We start from the raw sequence: 20771 nt of genomic DNA on the forward strand, positions 1-20771 counted from the left end.
TAGATTTCTAGGCACCGACTTCCCTACACCCTGTGCAGAATTGACCACCTTACTTGGGAGCTGATTCTGCGAAGGAGTATCAAGCATATATGGAGATACCACATGACCAAAATGGTTTTCAAGCCTTGGGAGAAAGGGCTGACAAATATCCGGTTGATCCCCAAACTGCTCTTGCTAATGGTATTTAGTACCATTTTGTTGGTCGGCAAGCAGCTTTGGGATGCCAGCACTTTCTACCAGTCGGTAGTGGATATCCAACAAGACAGGGCGCAAGAACAAGCGCAAGCCACTGCGGCAGTCATTCAAGCCCTGCCATCGGCTAGCCAGCAGGATATAGTACTGGTTGAGCAAGTAGTTGCCGCACAGGCGGCTGCCATGAACAGCGGCGCCTATGTCTATTTGGTCGAGCGGGGAAGCAACAGGGTAATAGGCCACCCAAGTGTCCATGCACTGTCTGAGTTGCACGGAGAGATAGACAGCCAGGGTAGCCTCAACCGTGCCTTGCAGCAGTTAAACGGGCAGGCCAGCCTGATTTTTTCTGATCAATCACGTTTTGAATATGCGGTTGAACTTCCGCGTTTGAACTGGGTGGTGGTGGCCTCGCAGCCAGCCTCGGAAGCTGACGCTTATTACCAGCAGTATCTGGTGCAGGTGGCGTGGCAAACGGCTTTGATGATTGTTGCCTTTGTAGTGATTTTGCTGGGGGGATCCCATGTCATGCTGCGTCAGACCCGGTACCTGGCTGATAGCATTAAGCGACTGGCTGCCCGGGACCTGACCCAGCCGATAGTGATGGAGTGCCGTGACGAATACGGTGACTTGGCCAAAGAATTGGAAAAGACCCGCCTTCAGTTGCGTGAGGTGATTTGTAACCAGCGCGATGCCGCCGGTGAGCTATCAGGCTTGGCTGAAGTGATGTCGATTAGCATGATTGAAACCAAGGAGTCGGCGCAGGAAGAATTCAATGAAATCGACCAGTTGGCATCGGCGATGAGTGAAATGACCTCGACGGTGCAGACCGTGGCTGAGCATGCCCGTGAGGCCTCGAGTGCAACGGAGGGGACTTCGGGACAGGCTGTCCAGGGGCAGCAGTTCGTGTCCCAGACTATCGGTACTATCAACCAGTTGTCACAGGATATTAGCCAGTCAGCCAATGCAGTGAATCAGGTCGAAGAGCGTGTTGAGCAAATCGGTACTGTCATTGTCACAATCCAGAGTATCTCAGAGCAAACCAACCTGCTGGCGCTTAATGCGGCGATTGAAGCTGCCCGTGCCGGTGATGCAGGGCGTGGCTTTGCCGTAGTGGCAGACGAGGTACGTAACCTCGCCCAGCGCACCCAAACGGCAACGGTTGAAATCCAGGAAATGATTTCCCAGCTGCAAACCAGTGCCCAACAGGCAGTAGGTTTAATGGAACAAAGTGTGGTTGAAGCGGCCGAAGGGGTAGATTTGGTGACCAGTGCGGGGGGCGAGCTGGATAAAATCGTTGAGCAGGTCAGTTTGATCAATGATATGAACTTCCAGATCGCATCGGCAGCCGAGCAGCAAAGCACGGTTGCTGACGAGATGAACCAGAACCTGACCAATGTCCGCGAACTGGTGGAAGCATCGGTTGTAGTGGTGACCGAACTGTCGGAAACCTCGGATGCAATGCAAAATCATGCCACTGAATTGGAAAAGAAAATCCAAGCCTTCAATGTATAAATAAATACACTTTTGCTATCAAATCAACGCCCGCCTCGCGCGGGCGTTGTGCTATCGTAAGGACAATCAATACCCGGCCAGCCAGTATGGTTTTGGTAAAATGTGCCGGGTAGGTAAGACAACGGCATTTGAAAAGGAACCCCTATGACTGTGCAGGATCGCTTCCAAACCGCAATGGACAAGGCGTGGGATAAAGTGAGTTGTGCCCAACCAGAGGCAATAGCTGATTGGCCTCAGGAGAAGCTTGACGAACTCAAGCAGGCATTGGCCTACAGTGATTTTATTACCGCCTCGATAGCCCGAGATGCAGCCTTATTGCCGTGGTTAGCCTTGCATTTGGACGACCCTGAACGTGCAGAAAACTATCGCTCCGAGTTGGCTGACGCATTGGCAGCAGTGAATGATGAAACGGGCATGATGCGGGTACTGCGTCAGTTCCGCCGCCGTGAGATGGTTTGGATTGCCTGGCGGGACTTTGTCGGCCATGACAGCCTGGATTTGAGCCTTGGCCACCTTTCTATGTTGGCCGAAGCGATGATCATGGAAGCCTACAACTGGCTTTATGCACAATGCTGCAGGGAGTGGGGCACACCAATGAACAGTTGTGGTGAAGCCCAACCTATGCTGATCCTCGGCATGGGTAAGCTCGGGGGGGGCGAGCTCAATTTCTCGTCTGATATCGATTTGATCTTTACCTATCCGGAAAATGGCGAAACCCAAGGTGGGCGCCGTAGCCTGGCTAATGCCCAGTTCTTTACCCGTTTGGGACAGCGTTTGATCAAAGCCCTTGACCAGCAGACCTTTGATGGATTCTGCTACCGGGTCGATATGCGCCTGCGGCCATTTGGTGATAGTGGCCCATTAGTCATGAGCTATGCTGCGCTGGAAGATTACTATCAGGAGCAAGGCCGTGACTGGGAACGCTACGCCATGATCAAAGCGCGGGTCATGGGCAAGGAGAGTTTCTCCCAGTACCAGGAGTTGCGCCAGATGCTGCGGCCTTTTGTGTTCCGCCGCTATATCGATTTCAGCGCCATACAGTCACTGCGCCGGATGAAGGCGATGATCAGTAGCGAAGTGCGCCGGCGTGGCCTCACCAACAATATCAAACTCGGTCCGGGCGGGATCCGCGAAGTGGAGTTTATCGCCCAGTCTTTCCAGTTGATCCGTGGTGGCCGCACGCCTGAATTACGCGGGCGTGGCTTGCGTGAGACCCTGCAGGCAATTCGGGCTCAGGGTTTATTGCCTTGCCAGCAAGTCGATGATCTCGAACAGGGCTACGCGTTCTTGCGCAAGTTGGAAAACCTTTTGCAGGCTATTGATGACAAGCAGACCCAGACATTGCCGGATAAACCGCTCGACCAGTGCCGCTTGGCATTGGCGATGGGTTTTGATAATTGGGCTGGGTTAGAGCAGGCGGTTGGCTGCAATATGGCAGCAATCCACGAAGTGTTCGATGACATCATCGGTAGTGATGAGGAAGAGCCGCAAAGTGAAGCCACGGCCCAGTTCCATGAAATGTGGGCGATGATAAAAGATCCAGAGGTAGTGACAGCGATCCTTGCCGAGCTCAACGCGCCAGAGGCAGAGAGCCAGCTTTCTGTACTGGGCAATATGAAGGCTGAGCTATCGAAGCGTACGCTTGGGCCTCGTGGCCGCGAAGTCCTTGCTAAACTAATGCCTGCAGTGTTGATGCTAATAGTGACCCGGGACGATGCCCCAGCCGTGTTGGAGCGGGTCAGTAAACTGATTGTCCGTATTGCAACCCGAACCACCTACCTCGAGCTGCTCAGTGAGCACCCGGCGGCACTTGAGCAACTGGTGCGTCTATGTGCGGCTAGTCCAATGGTTGCCACCCAGTTGGCCCAATACCCGATCCTGCTCGATGAGCTGCTTGATCCCCAACACCTCTACAACCCGACCCCGCTTGAACACTACGGTGACGAGCTACGCGAATTCCTTGCCCGTATTCCTGAAGAGGATATGGAGCAGCAGATGGAGGCGATTCGCCAGTTCAAGCAGACCCAATTGCTGCGTATCGCAGCGGCAGATATAGCTGGCGCATTGCCATTGATGAAGGTCAGTGATCATCTGACTTACCTTTCCGAAGCCATTGTTGCTGCCGTGGTTAACCAGGCCTGGCTGCAAATGGTGGAAAAATACGGTGAGCCGACGCATTTGCTCGAGCGAAGCGGGCGAGGCTTCGCCGTGTTGGGCTATGGCAAGGTCGGTGGTTGGGAGCTGGGCTATGGCTCAGATTTGGATTTGGTCTTCCTCCATGACTGTCCGGATAATGTCTACACCAATGGCCGCAAAGAGATAGACGGCAGGCAGTTCTACCTAAGATTGGCACAGCGAATTGTCCATTTGTTCTCAACCCGTACCGCATCGGGCGTGTTGTATGAAGTGGATGTCCGGCTAAGGCCGTCAGGGGCTTCGGGGCTGCTGGTCAGCACAATGGAGGCATTTGCCGATTACCAGCAAAAAGAAGCCTGGACCTGGGAGCATCAGGCGTTGGTCAGGGCAAGAATGATTTATGGGGATGCCCCGCTCCAGCAGGCGTTTGCCAATGTAAGGCAATCCATCCTGATGTCCAGCCGGGAGGCTGCCCCCTTGCGTCAGGAAGTGGTTGATATGCGCCATAAGATGCGTGAGCACCTCGGCAGCAAAAAGGCGGGAATGTTCGGCCTCAAGCAGGACAAAGGCGGGATCACGGATATTGAGTTCCTAGCCCAGTACTTGGTATTGCAGCATGCGGCTGGAGAAAAGGCCCTGACCCGTTGGTCTGATAATGTCCGCTTGTTCGATACCATGGCCGATTACGATATTTTGGCACCGGAACAAGCGATGCAGCTTAAGCAGGCCTATTGTGTGATGCGGGACGAAATACACCGCTTGAGCTTGCTGGGTTTACCGGCCTATGTCGAAGAAGGGCGTTTTGCGGATGAGCGCCAATGTGTCCAAACGATCTGGCAGTCATTGCTAGAGCCAAGCACGTAATATTGAACAACAAGGGCGAGGCGTTTTTCTTGCTCTTTGTGGTTGAATCATTGTTGAAATCCCCCGAGCAGATGCATGCTAAATTGGCTTTGTGTTAATATTTGGGGGTTATCACAATCCCGGAGAAAAAAATGAAACTGACTCTTCCTGATTATGATCAAGCAGGCGTGCTGGTCGTGGGTGATGTCATGCTAGATCGCTACTGGTATGGGCCGACAGGCCGTATTTCCCCTGAAGCCCCCGTCCCTGTAGTAAAAGTCGATCAGGTAGAGGAGCGTCCGGGTGGTGCGGCCAACGTGGCCATGAATATCGCGGCGCTGGGCGGGCATGCCCGTTTGGTGGGCTTGACTGGTATTGATGAACCTGCCCGTGCGTTGTCGGAAAAGCTGTCGTCATTGGATGTGCGCTGTGACTTTGTGACTTTGCCGGACTATCCAACCATCACCAAACTGCGGGTGATGAGTCGCGGTCAGCAGATGATCCGTTTGGATTTCGAGGAAGGTTTCCACAACGTGCCGGCGGATGTGATTTTGCCTCGTATGGAGCAAGCACTGGCATCGAGCAAAGTGGTTGTGCTATCGGATTATGCCAAGGGAGCCCTTGAGCATGTTCAGGCTATGATCCAGTTGGCGCGTAAGTCTGGAGTTGCAGTGATGGTTGACCCGAAAGGGGCGGACTTTGAACGCTACCGTGGCGCAACGTTGCTAACGCCAAACCTGTCAGAGTTTGAAGCTGTGGCGGGTAAAGCTCTGTCTGAAGAGGATTTGGTGGCAAAAGGCTTGGCATTAATTGAGCGTTTTGAGCTTGAAGCCTTGCTAGTCACCCGCAGCGAGCATGGTATGACCCTGCTGCAAAAAGGCCAGGAGCCGCTGCATATGCCGACCCAGGCCAAAGAGGTCTATGATGTGACCGGTGCCGGTGACACGGTTATCTCGGTGCTGGCGGCTTCGCTGGCGGCGGGCAAGTCTTTGTCTGACTCGTGTAAATTGGCCAATGCTGCCGCTGGTGTTGTGGTGGGTAAACTGGGTACATCGACCTTGTCGACCATTGAACTGACCGAAGCTATTCACGGTAGCCAGGACAGCGGTTTTGGTGTGATCAGTGAAGCTCAGCTTAAGCAAGCGGTCAAAGCGGCCCGTGCCCGTGGCGAGAAAGTGGTGATGACCAACGGGTGTTTCGATATCCTGCATGCAGGTCACGTCGCCTACCTCAACGAGGCAGCTAAATTGGGTGATCGCTTAATAGTCGCGGTGAACTCAGACAGCTCTGTTCAGGTGCTCAAAGGCCCTGGCCGCCCGGTGAACCCTGAAGATCGCCGTATGGCCGTGTTGGCAGGTTTGGGGGCCGTTGATTGGGTCGTGCCATTTAGCGAAGAAACCCCGCAGCGCCTGATCAGTGAGATCTTGCCGACGCTGTTGGTCAAGGGGGGCGATTACAAGCCGGAAGAAATTGCCGGTGGCCAGGAAGTGATTGCGGCTGGTGGTGAGGTTCGCGTGCTTAACTTCGAGGACGGTTGTTCGACAACCGAAATCATTGAAGCGATCAAAGGGGGAAGGGGCTAACAGGGCCTCTCCTTGGACTGAGCCTGAAAGCACCTCAATAAGAGCAGGGCTTCGGTTAGGCAAAGATACTAAAAAAGCGCCGTCATTGCTGAGGGCGCTTTTTTATATGGTTTGCTTAAGCTAGGTTGCGATTACTTCGCTTTTACCAAGCCAGCGTTAACGTCCAAGATATCTTGTTCGTTCAGTGAGCCAACGGCTTGTTTTAGCTGAAGCTGGCTGATGATGTAATCGTAGCGAGCATTGGCCAGCTGGCGGTTAGCATCATACAGGCGGCGAGTCGCATCTAGTACATCAACAATGGTACGGGTACCCACATCGAAACCGGCTTCTGTCGCTTCAAGAGCAGACTGGGCAGAAACCACAGACTGTTGGTAAGCGCGAAGAGCACCGATAGAGGCATTGATGTTGTTGTAGAAAGCGCGGACGTCACGAACAACACTGCGGTAAGAGCCTTCCAGATCTTCGCTTGCTGCTACATAGCCGTATTGGGCCTGTTTCACTTCAGAGGTCACGCGGCCACCGGTGTAAACAGGAAGAGCAAGATTGATGCCAGCAGTCAAAGAACCATCATCAGTTGAAGCCTGCTTATCGTCGTAGTTATAACCAGCATTGAAAGACAGGGTTGGCAAATGGCCTGACTCTGCCAGGGCAATTTCGTCACGGGCGATATCTTGAGAGATACGGGCAGTCAACAGGCTAAGGTTTTCTGTCTCAGCATCTGTGATCAGGCTTTCTACACGTGATTTAGGTGCGCTGGCACTGAAGCGGCGGGTATCCAGAACGCTCAGATTAGTGTGGGCCTGGCCGGTGATTTCACGTAGGCCTTCGTAGCTGTTGGTCAGTGAGTTTTCTGCCAAAATTTCATCAGCCAGTACGCTGTCGTACTGTGCCTGGGCATCATGAACATCGGTAATCGCTGACAGGCCAACTTCGAAACGCTGCTTGGTTTGCTCTAGCTGGCGGCCTACAGCGGCTTTTTCGGCACGGACGAATTCTAAGTCATCCATTGCGCGTAGCACGGCAAAGTAGGCGTCAGAAACACGCAGGATCAGGCCTTGCTGAGAGGTCGCATAAAAAGCATCACTCTGGCGGGCCACTTTCTCGCTGATATCTAGGTTCACCCAGCTGGCACGGTTGTAGATTGATTGATCTAGAGAAAGACCTACATCAAAACCGTTATCAGTGTTTGGGTTATCGCTATCAAGAAAAAGAGCGTTGTATCCAGCAGTTAAATTTATCTGTGGTAGCAATGCGCTTCGAGTGGAGTTAATCGCTTCGAACGCAGTGTCTTTATCGGCAGCCGCACGTAGCAGCTGAGGGTCATTTTGTTTTGCTTGTTGGTAGATTTCGGCGAGATCATCAGCCAGTGCAGTATGGCTAAGACCGCCAAGCGCAAAGCTAACAAAAAGCGGAAGCAATTTTTTCATGTATGCCTTTCCTGGTCCTGACAAAAATAAGAGCAAGGCTCCAGTTTAACCTATGTTTCCTTGCCTGAAACTGATCATTGAACAATTTACTTTATTTTACGATATTTTACTGGATTAAATGTGATTTTAAGCTTTTCGTTGCGAAAAGCGACTTAAAAAAAATCACAATAATTGTCATAAATGTTGAATTAAATCATTGCCGTTCCTTGGCGGGAATGGAATGATATATGCCTTCGTCGGCCGGAGGCCGTGTCAGAAAGGGCAAAAGGAATAAAAACATGGCAAAAACAGGTGCTAAGCAAGGCGGACCAGGACAGTTTTCTCGTGACGACGTCGAAGTTCTCGCCGAGGAGCCTTTGTACCAAGGTTTTTTCAGCATGGTGAAATACCGTTTTCGCCATCGCCTATTTGCGGGAGGCTGGAGTCAGCCATTGGACCGTGAAATGTTCGAACGTGGCCATGCTGCGGCTATGTTGCCTTATGACCCCCATACCGATCAGGTTGTATTGGTTGAACAGTTCCGGGTAGGTGCGATGGCTGCTGATTGCTCGCCATGGCAGCTAGAGATAGTGGCCGGTATTATTGAACCGGGTGAACAGGCGGATGATGTTGTCCGCCGTGAATCAGTGGAAGAAGCGGGCGTTGAAGTTGGCTCGTTGCATAAAATCACCCGTTACCTGTCTAGCTCTGGTGGTTGCTCGGAAACCTTGGATATTTTTGTCGGTGAGATAGACAGTACCACGGCAGAAGGGATCCATGGCCTGGAAGAGGAAGGCGAAGATATCAAAGTGCATGTGGTTTCTCGAGAAGACGCTTACCAGTGGGTAGAATCTGGTAAAATTGAGAATGCGGCCTCGATCATTGCCCTGCAATGGTTGCAATTGAACTACACTCGGTTGCAGGCTGCGCGTTAGACGACCACACTCACTGAGGATACCGATTGAATAGAAGATACACTGTTGATTTTGCTGGTATCATGCGACTTTACGAAACCAACTATGCGAAGTTGCTCCCATTGCTGCCAAAAAGCGATCAGGTAGGGGACCAATGCATTTATTGTGTTTCGGAACAGGAATATCATCTGACCATTACTGAATCGACCCGATATACCACAGTGGTTGAACTTCATCTCAAGGCAGAAGAATCACTGCCGGATTACCTGATCCCGAAAATGACGATCAGGTTGTACCACGATGCAAGGGTCGCAGAAGTGTGTTCCGCTCAGCAGACTTCGCGTCTGAAGCCAAGGTATGATTACCCCAACATGCGGATGCATCAGAAAGATGAGAAGCATCAAGTTAACCGTTTTCTGGGAGACTGGTTGGTGTATTGCCTTAAAAACGGGATCAGCAGACAGTCGGTTTGTTAATAGAATCAGATAGACAAGGTTTTTGACGTTTTGCAGACTTTTACTCTGCCACAGACGAACCGCGATAGTGTGGTTCTCCTGCAAATTACCGATACCCACCTGTTTGCCGATGACGGCGGCAGTTTGTTGGGTGTCGCGACAAAAGACAGCTTTCATGCCGTACTGAATGCGGTAGATGCCGCTGCACGCCCTTTTGATGCTATCGTGGCGACGGGCGATATTTCCCAAGACCATACCGAACATTCCTACCAGCGCTTTTGCGATGGTATAGCACGCTGGTCTCAGCCATGTTTCTGGCTGCCGGGTAACCATGATTACCAGCCAAGCATGCAGGCGGTACTGCCATCGCCACAGATCAAGCCTTGCCATCAACTCTTGGCGGGAGACCATTGGCAGGTGATCCTGCTGGACAGCCAGGTCAAAGGGGTTCCGCACGGTGAACTGAGCCAGGAACAACTCGAGATGCTCGATGAGGCACTGTCGGCTCACCCTGACCGCCATGCGCTGGTCTTGTTGCACCATCACCCTTTGCCGGCTGGAAGCACTTGGCTTGATCAGCACCAGTTGCACAACAGCGAACCGTTCTGGCAGGTCATTGGCCGTTATCCGCAGGTTAAGGCGATTTTGTGCGGTCATATCCACCAGGAGTTGGACCGCATCCATCAAGATGTCAGGGTACTGGCGACACCATCGACCTGCATCCAGTTCCAGCCAGATTCCCATGACTTTGCCTTGGATCAGAAAAGCCCAGGCTGGCGTTATTTGTCATTGCACAGTGATGGGCGTCTTGAAACTCAGGTCCATCGCTTGGAAGGCCATGACTTTACCCCGAATTTTGAGTCCGCAGGTTACTAAATGAAGCCGTTGCTATTGTATATCCACGGCTTTAACAGCTCGCCGAAATCCCTCAAGGCAACGGTTATGGCTGAGTACTGCCGCCGTGAACGGCCAGATATCCGGGTCGAGATCCCGCAGATCCCCTGCTACCCTGCAGATGCTGCTACGTTTATTGATGAGCTGGTGCAATCATTGCGTCATCAATACCAGATAGGCTTGGTCGGCAGTTCGCTGGGGGGGTATATTTCTACCTGGCTCAATAACAACTATCAGTTGCCTGCGGTATTGGTTAACCCTGCGGTGAAGCCTTATGAGTTATTGCAGGATTACTTGGGTGAGCAGGAAAACCCCTATACCGGGGAGCGCTATTTCCTGGAGCCCAAACATATGGATGAACTGCGCCAGATGGATGTGGCCAAACTCCGCCACCCTGAGCAACTATGGTTGCTTCAACAAGAAGGTGACGAGGTACTGGATTACCGCCGGGCTGTCGAGAAATACTCGGCCTGCCGGCAAACCGTTGAACCCGAAGGGGATCATAGTTTTGTCGGATTTGAACGCTACCCTGAACAAATCATTCGATTCTTGGGCTTGTAATATCTTCCGAGCACTTGTTGCTTGAGGGGAACTTGTCCCGACTTGGATCAAATTCGACTCACAATTGTGGGCCACATTTTCGACCCTAGCTTGACAACCGAGCTGGGGTTACTGACTATTGTGGCAGAAATTTTTCCGTAACTTTCCGTAATTATGACAGAGCAAAGCTATAACGCTGGAGCCATTGAGGTTCTAAATGGCCTTGAGCCAGTACGCCGCCGTCCGGGGATGTATACCGACACGGTACGGCCTAACCACCTAGGCCAGGAAGTCATCGATAACAGTGTCGATGAAGCCTTGGCTGGCCATGCCCGCAAGGTAGAGGTCATTCTTCATGCGGATCAGTCACTGGAAGTGATTGATGATGGCCGGGGGATGCCGGTAGATATTCACCCGGAAGAGGGGGTTTCAGGGGTAGAGCTTATCCTATGTAAACTCCATGCCGGTGGTAAGTTCTCAGGTAAAAATTACCAATTCTCCGGTGGTTTGCACGGGGTGGGGATCTCGGTCGTTAACGCCTTGTCGACCCGCGTCGAGGTCACGGTAAAACGTGATGGTCAGGTTTACCAGATTGCTTTTGAAAACGGTGACAAAGCCAGTGAGCTGGAAGTGATCGGCACCTGTGGCCGCCGTGCCAAGGGAACCCGGGTCCACTTCTGGCCGGATGCGAAATACTTCGATAGCCCGAAATTCTCTGTCTCTCGCCTGAAAAACATCCTTAAGGCCAAAGCGGTGCTTTGCCCGGGGCTTGAAATTGTCTTTACCGACAAGGCAAGTGACGAAACTATCCGTTGGTGCTACGAAGACGGCCTGAAAGATTACTTGGCAGAAGGCGTGAAGGGCTACACCCTGTTGCCGGAAGAGCCGTTTACCGGTGTATTCAGTGGCCAGACCGAAGCGGCTGATTGGGCTTTGCTGTGGTTGCCGGAAGGCGGTGAGCTGATCACCGAAAGTTACGTGAACCTGATCCCGACCGCGCAGGGCGGTACCCATGTCAACGGCTTGCGCCAGGGGTTGCTCGATGCGATGCGCGAATTCTGTGAGTTCCGCAATTTGCTGCCACGTGGCGTGAAGCTGACGGCTGATGATATCTGGGACCGCTGTGCCTATGTGTTGTCGGTCAAGATGCAAGACCCGCAGTTTGCCGGCCAGACCAAAGAGCGCCTGTCATCCCGCCAGTGTGCTGCGTTTGTTTCTGGCGTCGTCAAAGATGCCTTCAGCCTATGGCTGAACGAGCGCCCACAGATTGCCGAACAGTTGGCGGAAGTCTGTATCGCCAATGCCCACCGCCGTATGCGTGCCAGCAAGAAAGTGGTGCGTAAGAAGGTTGCCTCGGGCCCGGCGTTGCCTGGCAAGCTGGCTGACTGTTCGCAGCAGGACCTGTCCCGTACCGAATTGTTCCTGGTCGAGGGTGACTCGGCAGGTGGTTCTGCCAAGCAAGCCCGTGACCGTGAATTCCAGGCTATCATGCCGCTGCGCGGTAAGATTTTGAATACTTGGGAAGTCTCTGCCGATCAGGTACTGGCTTCGCAGGAAGTCCATGATATTTCAGTTGCCTTGGGTATTGACCCAGACAGCGACGACTTGAGCGGCTTGCGTTACGGCAAGATCTGCGTCCTGGCCGATGCCGACTCGGATGGTCTGCACATTGCCACCTTGCTGTGCGCGTTGTTTGTGCGCCACTTTGAGTCTCTGGTCCGTGCTGGCCATGTTTATATTGCGATGCCGCCACTGTACCGTATCGACCTTGGCAAGGAAGTCTATTATGCCCTTGATGATGCCGAGAAAGACGGCATCCTTGACCGCCTGAGCAACAAGCGCGGTAAAGTGAATGTCCAGCGCTTCAAAGGTCTGGGTGAAATGAACCCACTCCAGCTCCGTGAAACGACCATGGATCCGAATACCCGCCGTTTGGTTCAGCTGACTATCGATGATGATGAGCAGACCAACGAGATGATGGATATGCTGCTGGGCAAGAAGCGTGCGGAAGACCGCCGTCACTGGCTGCAGAGCAAAGGCGACATGGCCGAAGTGTGATTGATGGGGCTGGCTTATCGCATTTGTTAGCCAGCCCTGCTTGATGATTTGATGGCCTGTGACGATGCATGGGCCAGAAACGTAAACGGAATACCCAACGATGACTGATGTCTCAATGGACGGCGTTGAACAGCTCCCGCTGCGTAAGTTCACCGAAGACGCCTACCTCAACTACTCCATGTATGTGATCATGGACCGTGCCCTGCCGTTTATCGGCGACGGCCTAAAGCCAGTTCAGCGCCGCATCATCTATGCGATGTCAGAGCTGGGCCTGTCGGCAACGGCCAAGTACAAGAAGTCTGCCCGTACTGTCGGAGACGTGTTGGGTAAATACCACCCGCACGGCGATTCGGCGTGTTATGAAGCCATGGTGTTGATGGCGCAGCCATTTTCCTACCGCTACCCGTTGGTTGATGGCCAGGGTAACTGGGGGGCGCCGGACGATCCGAAATCTTTTGCCGCGATGCGTTATACCGAATCGCGCTTGTCGCGTTTCTCGGAAGTGTTGCTCAACGAACTCGGGCAGGGGACGGTCGACTGGGGCCTGAACTTCGATGGCACGATGAAAGAGCCGAAGATGTTGCCAGCCCGGTTGCCGCACATCCTGCTTAACGGCGTGACCGGTATCGCTGTTGGTATGGCGACGGATATACCGCCGCATAATGCCCGCGAAGTGGCGAATGCTGCCGTACATCTGATTGAGAATCCGAAAGCAGAGCTTGATGAGGTGATGGAATTCGTTCAAGGGCCGGACTACCCGACCGAGGCGGAGATCATTACATCGAAGACCGATCTGAAAAAGGTTTACCGTACCGGTCGCGGCAGCATCAAGATGCGTGCGGTATGGCACAAGGAAAGCGGCGATATTGTGATCACCGCATTGCCACACCAAGTTTCTGGCTCGAAGTTGCTTGAGCAGATCGCCAGCCAGATGCGAGCCAAGAAGCTGCCAATGGTAGAAGACTTGCGTGACGAATCGGATCACGAGAACCCGACTCGTATCGTGATCGTACCGCGCTCTAACCGTGTTGATAGCGAGCAGTTGATGAACCACCTGTTTGCCTCGACTGATCTGGAAAAGAGCTTCCGCGTAAACCTTAACATGCTGGGCCTTGATGGCCGTCCGCAGGTTAAAGGCTTGGTACAGATTATCTCGGAATGGCTTGAATTCCGCCGTGCCACAGTACGTCGTCGCTTGCAGCACCGCTTGGATAAGGTTAATGCCCGTTTGCACATCCTTGAAGGTTTGTTGGCGGCTTACCTCAACATTGACGAGGTTATCGAGATCATCCGTACCGAGGATGATCCGAAGGCTGAGCTGATGTCTCGCTTCGACCTATCTGCTATCCAGGCTGATGCGATTCTTGAAATCAAACTCCGCCAGTTGGCTAAGCTGGAAGAGATCAAGATCCGCGGTGAGCAGGATGAACTGTCAAAGGAGCGTGATCACCTCGAGAAGTTACTGGGCTCAGAGCGCCGCTTGAGTACTTTGATCAAGAAAGAGATCTTGGCCGATGCAGAGAAGTACGGTGACGATCGCCGTTCGCCATTGGTAGAGCGTGAAGAAGCCAAAGCACTGACCGAGCGCGAACTGATCCCTTCAGAAGCCATCACAGTGGTACTGTCTGAGAAAGGCTGGATCCGCCATGCCAAAGGCCATGAGGTTGACCCAACCTCATTGAGCTACAAGTCTGGTGATGGCTACCAGGCCCATGCACGAGGTAAGAGCAACCAGCCTGCGGTTTTCCTTGGCTCGGATGGTCGGAGCTATGCGCTTGAATCCCATAGTTTGCCATCGGCACGTAGTCAGGGTGAGCCGATTACGGGGCGTTTGAATTTGACGCCTGGCAGCCACGTCCGCCAAGTGATGATGGCCGATGACGATCAGTTATGGCTGATGGGCTCTGATGCCGGTTACGGTTTCATCTGTAAATGCAGTGATATGGTATCGAAGAACAAGAACGGTAAGGCCTTGTTGACGGTTCCGGAAAATGCCGAAGTGATGCAGCCGCAGTGTATTGCCGACTTGGAGAACGATGAGATCCTGGCGATTACCAATGAGGGCCGGATGTTGCTGTTCCCAATTAAGGAGCTGCCGCAGTTGGGCAAAGGTAAGGGTAACAAGATCATCAATATCCCTGCAGCCCGCTCGAAAGCGCGGGAAGAGTTCCTGTCCCAGTTGGTGGTACTGCCAAAAGGCAGCACCCTGACCTTATATGCAGGCAAGCGTAAGCTAGGCCTTAAGCCAGCCGATTTGGATAACTTCCGTGGCGAGCGTGGCCGCCGTGGTAGCATGCTGCCGCGTGGCCTGCAGCGGGTGACGCGTTTTGAAATAGATGCACCGCAAGAGCCTGAAGCCGAATAAGGTTTTATTGACGCTTATTGGAAGCCCTCCTGATGGAGGGCTTTTTTTGTGCGTTTTCCAGCAGTTCGGGGCAGAAAGAGGTAGGATGTGGTCTAATTTGTGCACATAAAAGGTGTTTTTTCCCGCAGCCTAAGTATACTAGCGAACGCTTGTACGCTGAGGAGAGTCTGATGTTATTTCTATTGCGCATGATTGCTGTCGCAGTTTTTGCTGTGTTCATGTTTGTATTTGGCTGTGGTTACTGTTTGTTCAGCCCTCGTAACCCTAAGAATGTCTATATTGTTGGCCGTCACTTCTGCAAGATGGCACGTATCTTCGGCATTAAGCTGGAGCTTCGTTTCCCTGAAGGGGAACAGCCTGTTCCAAGCGTATACCTAGCGAACCACCAGAATAACTACGATATGTTTACCGTGTCGGGTGCCATTCAGCCTCGTACTGTGACCGTGGGCAAGAAAAGTATTGCCTGGATGCCATTGTTTGGTCAGCTTTACTGGTTAACCGGAAATATCTTGATTGACCGTGCCAACCGTAGCAAGGCTGTCGGTACGATTGGCCAAGTGATTGACCAGATCAAAGAGCGTAATGTTTCGGTGTGGATGTTCCCTGAGGGGACCCGTTCTCGCGGTCGTGGTTTGCTGCCGTTCAAAACTGGTGCTTTTCACGCCGCTATCGGTGCTGGTGTTCCGATTGTCCCGATTGTGTGTAGTAGCACGGAAAATGTTAGACTGAATAAGTGGGATAACGGTGTGGTGATCGTCGAAATGTTGCCTCCCGTTTCAGTTGATGGGCTGACTAAAGAAGATGTCCGCCAGTTGTCTAATCAGTGCCGTGATTTGATGGCCGCGAAACTGGAAGAGCTCAATGCTGAAGCGGACAGTCGCTCGGCAAGCTAATCGATAAGCTCTCTTGCCATTGTTGAATGATTAAGGACATGCCCAGCGTGTCCTTTTTGTTTTTATAGTTGAACGTACCATGATTGAAGAACAGGTTATATTAGTCGATCCGCAGGGCAGGGAGCTTGGCGTTGAGGAAAAAATGCAGGCGCACCGGGACGGCGCATTGCATTTGGCGTTTTCGGTTTTGCTTTACCGCGACGGTGGTAACGAGCGTGAGTTCCTGATGCAGCAACGTGCCCTAGGTAAGTATCATAGTGGCGGTCTGTGGACCAACACATGCTGCTCACACCCGCGTTTGGGTGAGTCCATGAGCCAAGCTGGTATCCGTCGCTTGGGTGAAGAGATGGGCATTGTCGGTATCCATGAGCTGTCAGATGTCGCCAACTTTGTATACCACGCTGAGCTGGATAACGATTTGGTCGAACACGAGTTGGATCATGTCTTGGTGGCAGAGGCTTCCGATATAGCGATAACGGCAAACCCAGAAGAGGTTATGGCTTATCGCTGGTGGGCGCAAAGTGAGCTTCAGGCAGCCTTGGAGCAGGAGCCTGAGTGTTTTACTGCTTGGTTTCCACAGGTGCTCGCACTGACCTTAGCGAATGCCTAGTGACATTCGTTGTTAGTGCTGGTGGACTCCTTATCTGCCAAAACGAAAAAAGCTGCCAAATGCAGCTTTTTTGTGTTCAGCGATGCGGCAGGCAATTATTTGCGAACGGCAATGGCTTCGATTTCAATTTTTACGTCTTTTGGCAGACGAGCAACTTCAACACAAGAGCGTGCTGGGTATGGTGCATTGTGCTCGTCAAAGAACTTACCGTACACTTCGTTAACTGTACCGAAGTCATTCAGGTCTTTTACGAAGACGGTCATTTTTACGATGTCAGCCACTTTCAGGCCAGAAGACTCCACAACAGCCTTAACGTTTTCTAGTGACTGGCGAGCCTGCTCAGCGATATCGTCAGACACTTCACCTGTTTGAGGATTCACAGGGATCTGGCCTGAAGTCAGAACCATGTTACCTAGGTCAACACCCTGTACATAAGGGCCGATTGCAGCTGGAGCCTGCTCTGTGTGAAGTACTTGAGTCATTTCTTGTCCTTACTTAAATATAGTTGTAGGTCACCGTTAGAGGTCTAGTTTGCAACCCAATGGCGAAGAGGTCAAAGGGTTTCAGGTAGGCTGGGCAAAAAGACAGCATGAAGCTGCTAAGGCTGCCTTTTTGCTTAGTTTTTCTCTGTTCATTCGGTAATGGCAGTGTGGTCTTGGGCTGGCCCGCTTAGCTTAGCCTATTGTTCAAGCTGGGATCCCCAGTCTTGCTTTAACCACCTTTTCGCATTCATCAATGCGGCTGATGTCCTTCGGTGCCACCATCACAGTGTCATTACCGCCGACCGTACCGAGGATCTCGGCATGGGGCTGGATGTCAATCAGCCTGGCGACCAACTGGGCACCGCCGGGGTGTGTTTTCACCACCACGACCAATTGGTTATGGGTAATAAACTCGATCTGTGAAGCGATCGATGAGCCAACTTGAACCGGCTCACTCTCTACCGTTAGGCAGTAGACCTTTTTACCGTAGGCGTTGGGTACTTTCGCTACGCCTAGTCTCGACAGTAGGCGGGACACTGTCGATTGGCTCACATCTTCAAACCCCATTGCGATGAGCTGCTTGCGGATATCATCTTGGGTTGAAAAGCTTTGTTGCTGCAATAGTCGTTTGCAGGCGGAAGTGATGCTTTCTTCTTGGCAGAAAGCTTCCATCGCTCCGTGCATACTGTATCCACTCACGGGCAACTCCTTGTTATTCTGTTGGGACTTTGATCGTATCTCGTTAGCAGCCTGCGCACCGTATGATTTGTCTGGAAGTCTGTGCTTCTTATCGGTGAACAAAGGTGGCTACCCTGACGCAAGATATAATGCCTCGGTTGCATAATCTTGCAAGGGCATCATATCAACAATGTCAGAGTAATTTATTGACCCCTATCACCAAAACAAAACGCCATCTATTTGGTTAGAATGAGGAATTATATCCCGATTGATCGAGAAGGGTCCGAGGATTTAACTTGGCCTCAGGTCTCGATTGATTAGCAGCAACCCCATCATTTTCTTCGGGAAGGTTCAGGCCTGACAAATTATTCGGGCTATATGTACTGTACTGGGAGACAGGCATAAATGTACGCTTTTGCGGTGTTTCTACCGTTGACTGTGCGTTGTTGCTGGCAATTTGAAGTGTCTCTGTGCCAGGGCGGTTGAGGCTTGCGACATAGTCAGACACCTTGATGCCGGCCAATTCGGTACTGGCGGATTGCACGTCTATCCCCAAAGCAGCGAGCCAGTCGAAGATCAATGGTGAAGGCACAAACTGGCTATAGCGAGTAGCCGGTTTGAGGTTTTGCAGATCTTCCGGGTTGTTGACGATGGCGACGGTGATCCCTGCAATCTCGCCGTCTTCATTGAATACCGGCCCTCCACTCATACCGGACATAACCGGCGCATCGCTTAACGAGTAAAGGCAATCGGTATTGGTATCGACCACATCTTGGAGGTATTTGCCCTCACCGCTTACGGTGGTCCCCACGAGTGAATGGCCGTGGTGGATGACTGCCTGATCAGGGTAGATCAAGCCCCAGGTTGGCTGGGCATTGGAAGCGCGTGGGATCAGGGCAAGATCACAGGCCGGGTGGTAGATAACACCGGTATCCCAAGACAGTTGGGCGACATGCTTGGCGGTTATCATGTAGTCATCGTTGATGGGGACAGCGGAGCCAAACCCCCCCATTAGCATCGGTACGCCGATGACCACCATTTCATTGGCGGAGTGCTGGTAGGTCTGTTGGACAGGACCATTGCTGGTAACACAACCCGACAGGAGGAGAGTTGCAAGAAGGATACTACAGGGGCGGGCAAACCCTGGCTTACCTGCCACAATCTTTTGCGCAATTTTTCTCATTTCACTAGCCTTTATTTTTGTTGTTTTATCCAGCACGCGGGGCTGGAAACTTAAAGGTAGTGAGGGGAATGGGATCGATCTTTGCCGGAAGTGAGAATCAAAAAGCCTGCTCAAAGTTGAGCAGACTTTCTTTTTCCTAGGGCAGGAAATGTCGCGAATGAGACAGCTTTTTCAGCTATTTAGCGAATCTAACTGTGAAAATTTAGTGGTTCTCAGTGACGATTTCGCGTGAGAAGACCTTTTCGCAGTATTTACACTTAAGCTGGATATCTTCTTTCTTGGTGATGACTTTGAAGCTGCTGTCTACCGGTTCGCCATGTGAAATACAGTTGGTGTTCGGGCACTTGAACACGGCATTGATTTGCTCTGGCAGGGTCAGGTTCAGCTTCTTCACGACTTCGTAGTTTTCGATCTGGTTAACTGTCGCCTGTGGTGCATACAGTGCCAGTTGGCTTGCCTGCTCTTCGCTGATGAAGATGTTTTCAATCTTGATAAGATCTTTTGCACCCAGCGCCGATGATGGCAGGTTCAGGCCAACCGTTACGCGCTGGTTAGTTTTGTGCATCTTAAACAGCTTCAGCACCTTGAAGCCAATGTTTGCAGGGATATGGTCGATCACCGAGCCGTTTTTGATCGCTTCGACCTGTAGTTGTGTTTCCTTCGCCATTATATTCTCTCCTGCTTAGATTGCTTCGTTTAGGACCAGTGCCAATAGGGCTTCACGTGCGTACACACCGTTTTCTGCTTGCTGGAAGAAGTAAGCATGCTTAGTTTTGTCGACGTCAGTCGTGATTTCGTCAATACGTGGCAGCGGGTGCAGTACTTTCAGGTTGTCACGGGCTTCGGCCAGCATCGGTGCGGTAAGGATGTAGGCTGCCTTCATGTGGGCGTACTCAGACTCGTCGAAGCGTTCTTTCTGGACGCGAGTCATGTACAGGATATCCAGCTCTGGAATCACTTCTTCCATCGAGTCATGCACGCTATAGCTGATGCCGGCTTCGTCTAGCTCCTCACAGATGTAGTCAGGCATTGCCAGTACTTCCGGGGCAACAAAGAAGAACTTCACGTTGTTGAACTTGGCGAGCGCCTGGGTGAGGGAGTGGACGGTACGGCCGTATTTCAGGTCACCGACAAACGCGACATTCAAGTTATCCAGTGTGCCCTGGGTTTCGTAGATAGTGAACAAATCCAGCAGGGTCTGGGTTGGGTGTTGGTTAGCACCGTCGCCACCGTTGATGATAGGCACGCCGTTGGAGAACTCAGAAGCAAGGCGGGCAGCCCCTTCCTGCGGGTGGCGCATGACGAAGGCATCAACATAGGAAGAAATGACCTGTACCGAGTCGGCTAGGGTCTCGCCTTTCTTCGCAAGTGACGTGTTACCACCGTTGTCAAAACCAATCACGGTACCGCCCAGGCGCTGGATAGCGGTTTCGAAAGACAGACGGGTACGGGTAGATGGCTCGAAGAAACAGCTTGCAACAACCTTGTTCTTCAGAAGTTCAGGGTTCGGCTCGGCTTTTAGTTTGCCAGCAGTCTCGACAACTAGCTCAAGCTCACTACGGCTCAGTTCCGGAATGGAAATGATGTGCTTTTGAAACAGCGAATTCGCCATGGCTTCTCTTCCCTTTTAATTACGATGATGAACGACAGGTGCCGGCTGGTGTGGACAGCAGGCAAAAAAAAGCCCCCTTTAAAAAGGAGGCTCTTTTTACAAAAACAGGAAAAACAAAAAACGGCGCTTCCGCCGAAAATCGGCGAAGGGTCATCAGGTTTAGCTGAAAAGACGGGCGCATTTTTTATCTCTCTCTAGACAAATTGCGAAGGATTATACCCCCATTTCTTGCGAACGCAAGCGTTTGCCTAAAGTATTCATTTAGCGGAATTTTATGCATTTTTCAGGGGTATTTTACGGGCTAGGAATAGTGTTCTAACCCTGTGAACTGTAAGGGCTTGTTTTTGAACGAAGAGAGCGGCTGGGGAAAATTGGCTGGAATAAAAATACCGGCCCGAAGGCCGGTATGGGTTTG

The 20771-nt window shown here is 52.0% G+C and carries 18 protein-coding genes; 12 read left to right on the forward strand and 6 right to left on the reverse strand.

Annotated features, from left to right (window positions below; translation table 11 throughout):
• Nucleotides 1–102 precede the first annotated feature (102 nt).
• The 3 genes from BIZ37_RS05015 to hldE all read left to right on the forward strand — a co-directional run bounded on the left by BIZ37_RS05015 (nucleotide 103) and on the right by hldE (nucleotide 6266).
• The gene (locus BIZ37_RS05015) at nucleotides 103–1704 is read left to right on the forward strand and encodes a methyl-accepting chemotaxis protein (RefSeq protein WP_187460562.1); all 1602 of its coding nucleotides are present in this window, start codon (nucleotides 103–105) and stop codon (nucleotides 1702–1704) included.
• A 144-nt stretch (nucleotides 1705–1848) separates the two neighbouring features.
• On the forward strand, nucleotides 1849–4704 hold the full coding sequence (glnE, locus tag BIZ37_RS05020; RefSeq protein WP_187460563.1) for a bifunctional [glutamate--ammonia ligase]-adenylyl-L-tyrosine phosphorylase/[glutamate--ammonia-ligase] adenylyltransferase: 2856 nt from the start codon (nucleotides 1849–1851) through the stop codon (nucleotides 4702–4704).
• 131 nt (nucleotides 4705–4835) lie between these two features.
• Nucleotides 4836–6266, forward strand: a complete 1431-nt coding sequence (gene hldE / locus BIZ37_RS05025) for a bifunctional D-glycero-beta-D-manno-heptose-7-phosphate kinase/D-glycero-beta-D-manno-heptose 1-phosphate adenylyltransferase HldE (RefSeq protein WP_187460564.1) — start codon at nucleotides 4836–4838, stop codon at nucleotides 6264–6266.
• Between the two features lie 131 nt (nucleotides 6267–6397).
• On the opposite strand, the gene tolC is transcribed toward hldE, so the two are convergent.
• Complete coding sequence (gene tolC, locus BIZ37_RS05030; protein WP_187460565.1) at nucleotides 6398–7693, reverse strand: outer membrane channel protein TolC; 1296 nt, start codon at nucleotides 7691–7693, stop codon at nucleotides 6398–6400.
• Between the two features lie 278 nt (nucleotides 7694–7971).
• Here tolC and nudF point away from each other — a divergent pair, with 278 nt between their 5' ends.
• The 8 genes from nudF (at nucleotide 7972) to idi (ending at nucleotide 16401) form a co-directional block, all read left to right on the forward strand.
• The gene (gene nudF, locus BIZ37_RS05035) at nucleotides 7972–8607 is read left to right on the forward strand and encodes an ADP-ribose diphosphatase (protein ID WP_187460566.1); all 636 of its coding nucleotides are present in this window, start codon (nucleotides 7972–7974) and stop codon (nucleotides 8605–8607) included.
• A gap of 26 nt (nucleotides 8608–8633) precedes the next feature.
• The gene (locus BIZ37_RS05040) at nucleotides 8634–9062 is read left to right on the forward strand and encodes a DUF1249 family protein (RefSeq protein WP_187460567.1); all 429 of its coding nucleotides are present in this window, start codon (nucleotides 8634–8636) and stop codon (nucleotides 9060–9062) included.
• Between the two features lie 30 nt (nucleotides 9063–9092).
• Nucleotides 9093–9917, forward strand: a complete 825-nt coding sequence (gene cpdA / locus BIZ37_RS05045; RefSeq protein ID WP_187460568.1) for a 3',5'-cyclic-AMP phosphodiesterase — start codon at nucleotides 9093–9095, stop codon at nucleotides 9915–9917.
• Complete coding sequence (yqiA, locus tag BIZ37_RS05050; protein ID WP_187460569.1) at nucleotides 9918–10496, forward strand: esterase YqiA; 579 nt, start codon at nucleotides 9918–9920, stop codon at nucleotides 10494–10496.
• Nucleotides 10497–10649: 153 nt separating this feature from the next.
• On the forward strand, nucleotides 10650–12533 hold the full coding sequence (parE, locus tag BIZ37_RS05055) for a DNA topoisomerase IV subunit B (RefSeq protein ID WP_187460570.1): 1884 nt from the start codon (nucleotides 10650–10652) through the stop codon (nucleotides 12531–12533).
• A gap of 100 nt (nucleotides 12534–12633) precedes the next feature.
• On the forward strand, nucleotides 12634–14898 hold the full coding sequence (parC, locus tag BIZ37_RS05060) for a DNA topoisomerase IV subunit A (protein ID WP_187460571.1): 2265 nt from the start codon (nucleotides 12634–12636) through the stop codon (nucleotides 14896–14898).
• Nucleotides 14899–15068: 170 nt separating this feature from the next.
• The gene (locus BIZ37_RS05065) at nucleotides 15069–15791 is read left to right on the forward strand and encodes a 1-acylglycerol-3-phosphate O-acyltransferase (protein ID WP_187460572.1); all 723 of its coding nucleotides are present in this window, start codon (nucleotides 15069–15071) and stop codon (nucleotides 15789–15791) included.
• A gap of 79 nt (nucleotides 15792–15870) precedes the next feature.
• A complete protein-coding gene (gene idi, locus BIZ37_RS05070; protein ID WP_187460573.1) occupies nucleotides 15871–16401 on the forward strand; it encodes an isopentenyl-diphosphate Delta-isomerase in 531 nt (176 codons plus the stop codon).
• Nucleotides 16402–16496: 95 nt separating this feature from the next.
• On the opposite strand, the gene BIZ37_RS05075 is transcribed toward idi, so the two are convergent.
• From BIZ37_RS05075 to pyrB, 5 genes are all read right to left on the reverse strand, one after another.
• A complete protein-coding gene (locus tag BIZ37_RS05075) occupies nucleotides 16497–16883 on the reverse strand; it encodes a RidA family protein (protein ID WP_039456204.1) in 387 nt (128 codons plus the stop codon).
• Nucleotides 16884–17087: 204 nt separating this feature from the next.
• Nucleotides 17088–17567 carry an arginine repressor gene (locus BIZ37_RS05080; RefSeq protein WP_107299570.1) on the reverse strand — a complete coding sequence of 160 codons (480 nt, stop codon included), beginning with the start codon at nucleotides 17565–17567 and terminating at the stop codon, nucleotides 17088–17090.
• A gap of 238 nt (nucleotides 17568–17805) precedes the next feature.
• The gene (locus tag BIZ37_RS05085; protein ID WP_222939585.1) at nucleotides 17806–18744 is read right to left on the reverse strand and encodes a S1C family serine protease; all 939 of its coding nucleotides are present in this window, start codon (nucleotides 18742–18744) and stop codon (nucleotides 17806–17808) included.
• 202 nt (nucleotides 18745–18946) lie between these two features.
• On the reverse strand, nucleotides 18947–19411 hold the full coding sequence (pyrI, locus tag BIZ37_RS05090) for an aspartate carbamoyltransferase regulatory subunit (protein ID WP_107299569.1): 465 nt from the start codon (nucleotides 19409–19411) through the stop codon (nucleotides 18947–18949).
• Nucleotides 19412–19426: 15 nt separating this feature from the next.
• Nucleotides 19427–20356, reverse strand: coding sequence for an aspartate carbamoyltransferase (pyrB, locus tag BIZ37_RS05095; protein WP_107299568.1), 930 nt, complete (start codon nucleotides 20354–20356; stop codon nucleotides 19427–19429).
• Between pyrB and BIZ37_RS05100 the strand changes: the two genes are divergently transcribed.
• On the forward strand, nucleotides 20336–20554 hold the full coding sequence (locus tag BIZ37_RS05100; protein ID WP_187460574.1) for a hypothetical protein: 219 nt from the start codon (nucleotides 20336–20338) through the stop codon (nucleotides 20552–20554). The genes pyrB and BIZ37_RS05100 overlap by 21 nt on opposite strands.
• Nucleotides 20555–20771: the final 217 nt, after the last annotated feature.

This window comes from Photobacterium sp. BZF1 (assembly GCF_014349205.1).
Classification (GTDB): domain Bacteria; phylum Pseudomonadota; class Gammaproteobacteria; order Enterobacterales; family Vibrionaceae; genus Photobacterium.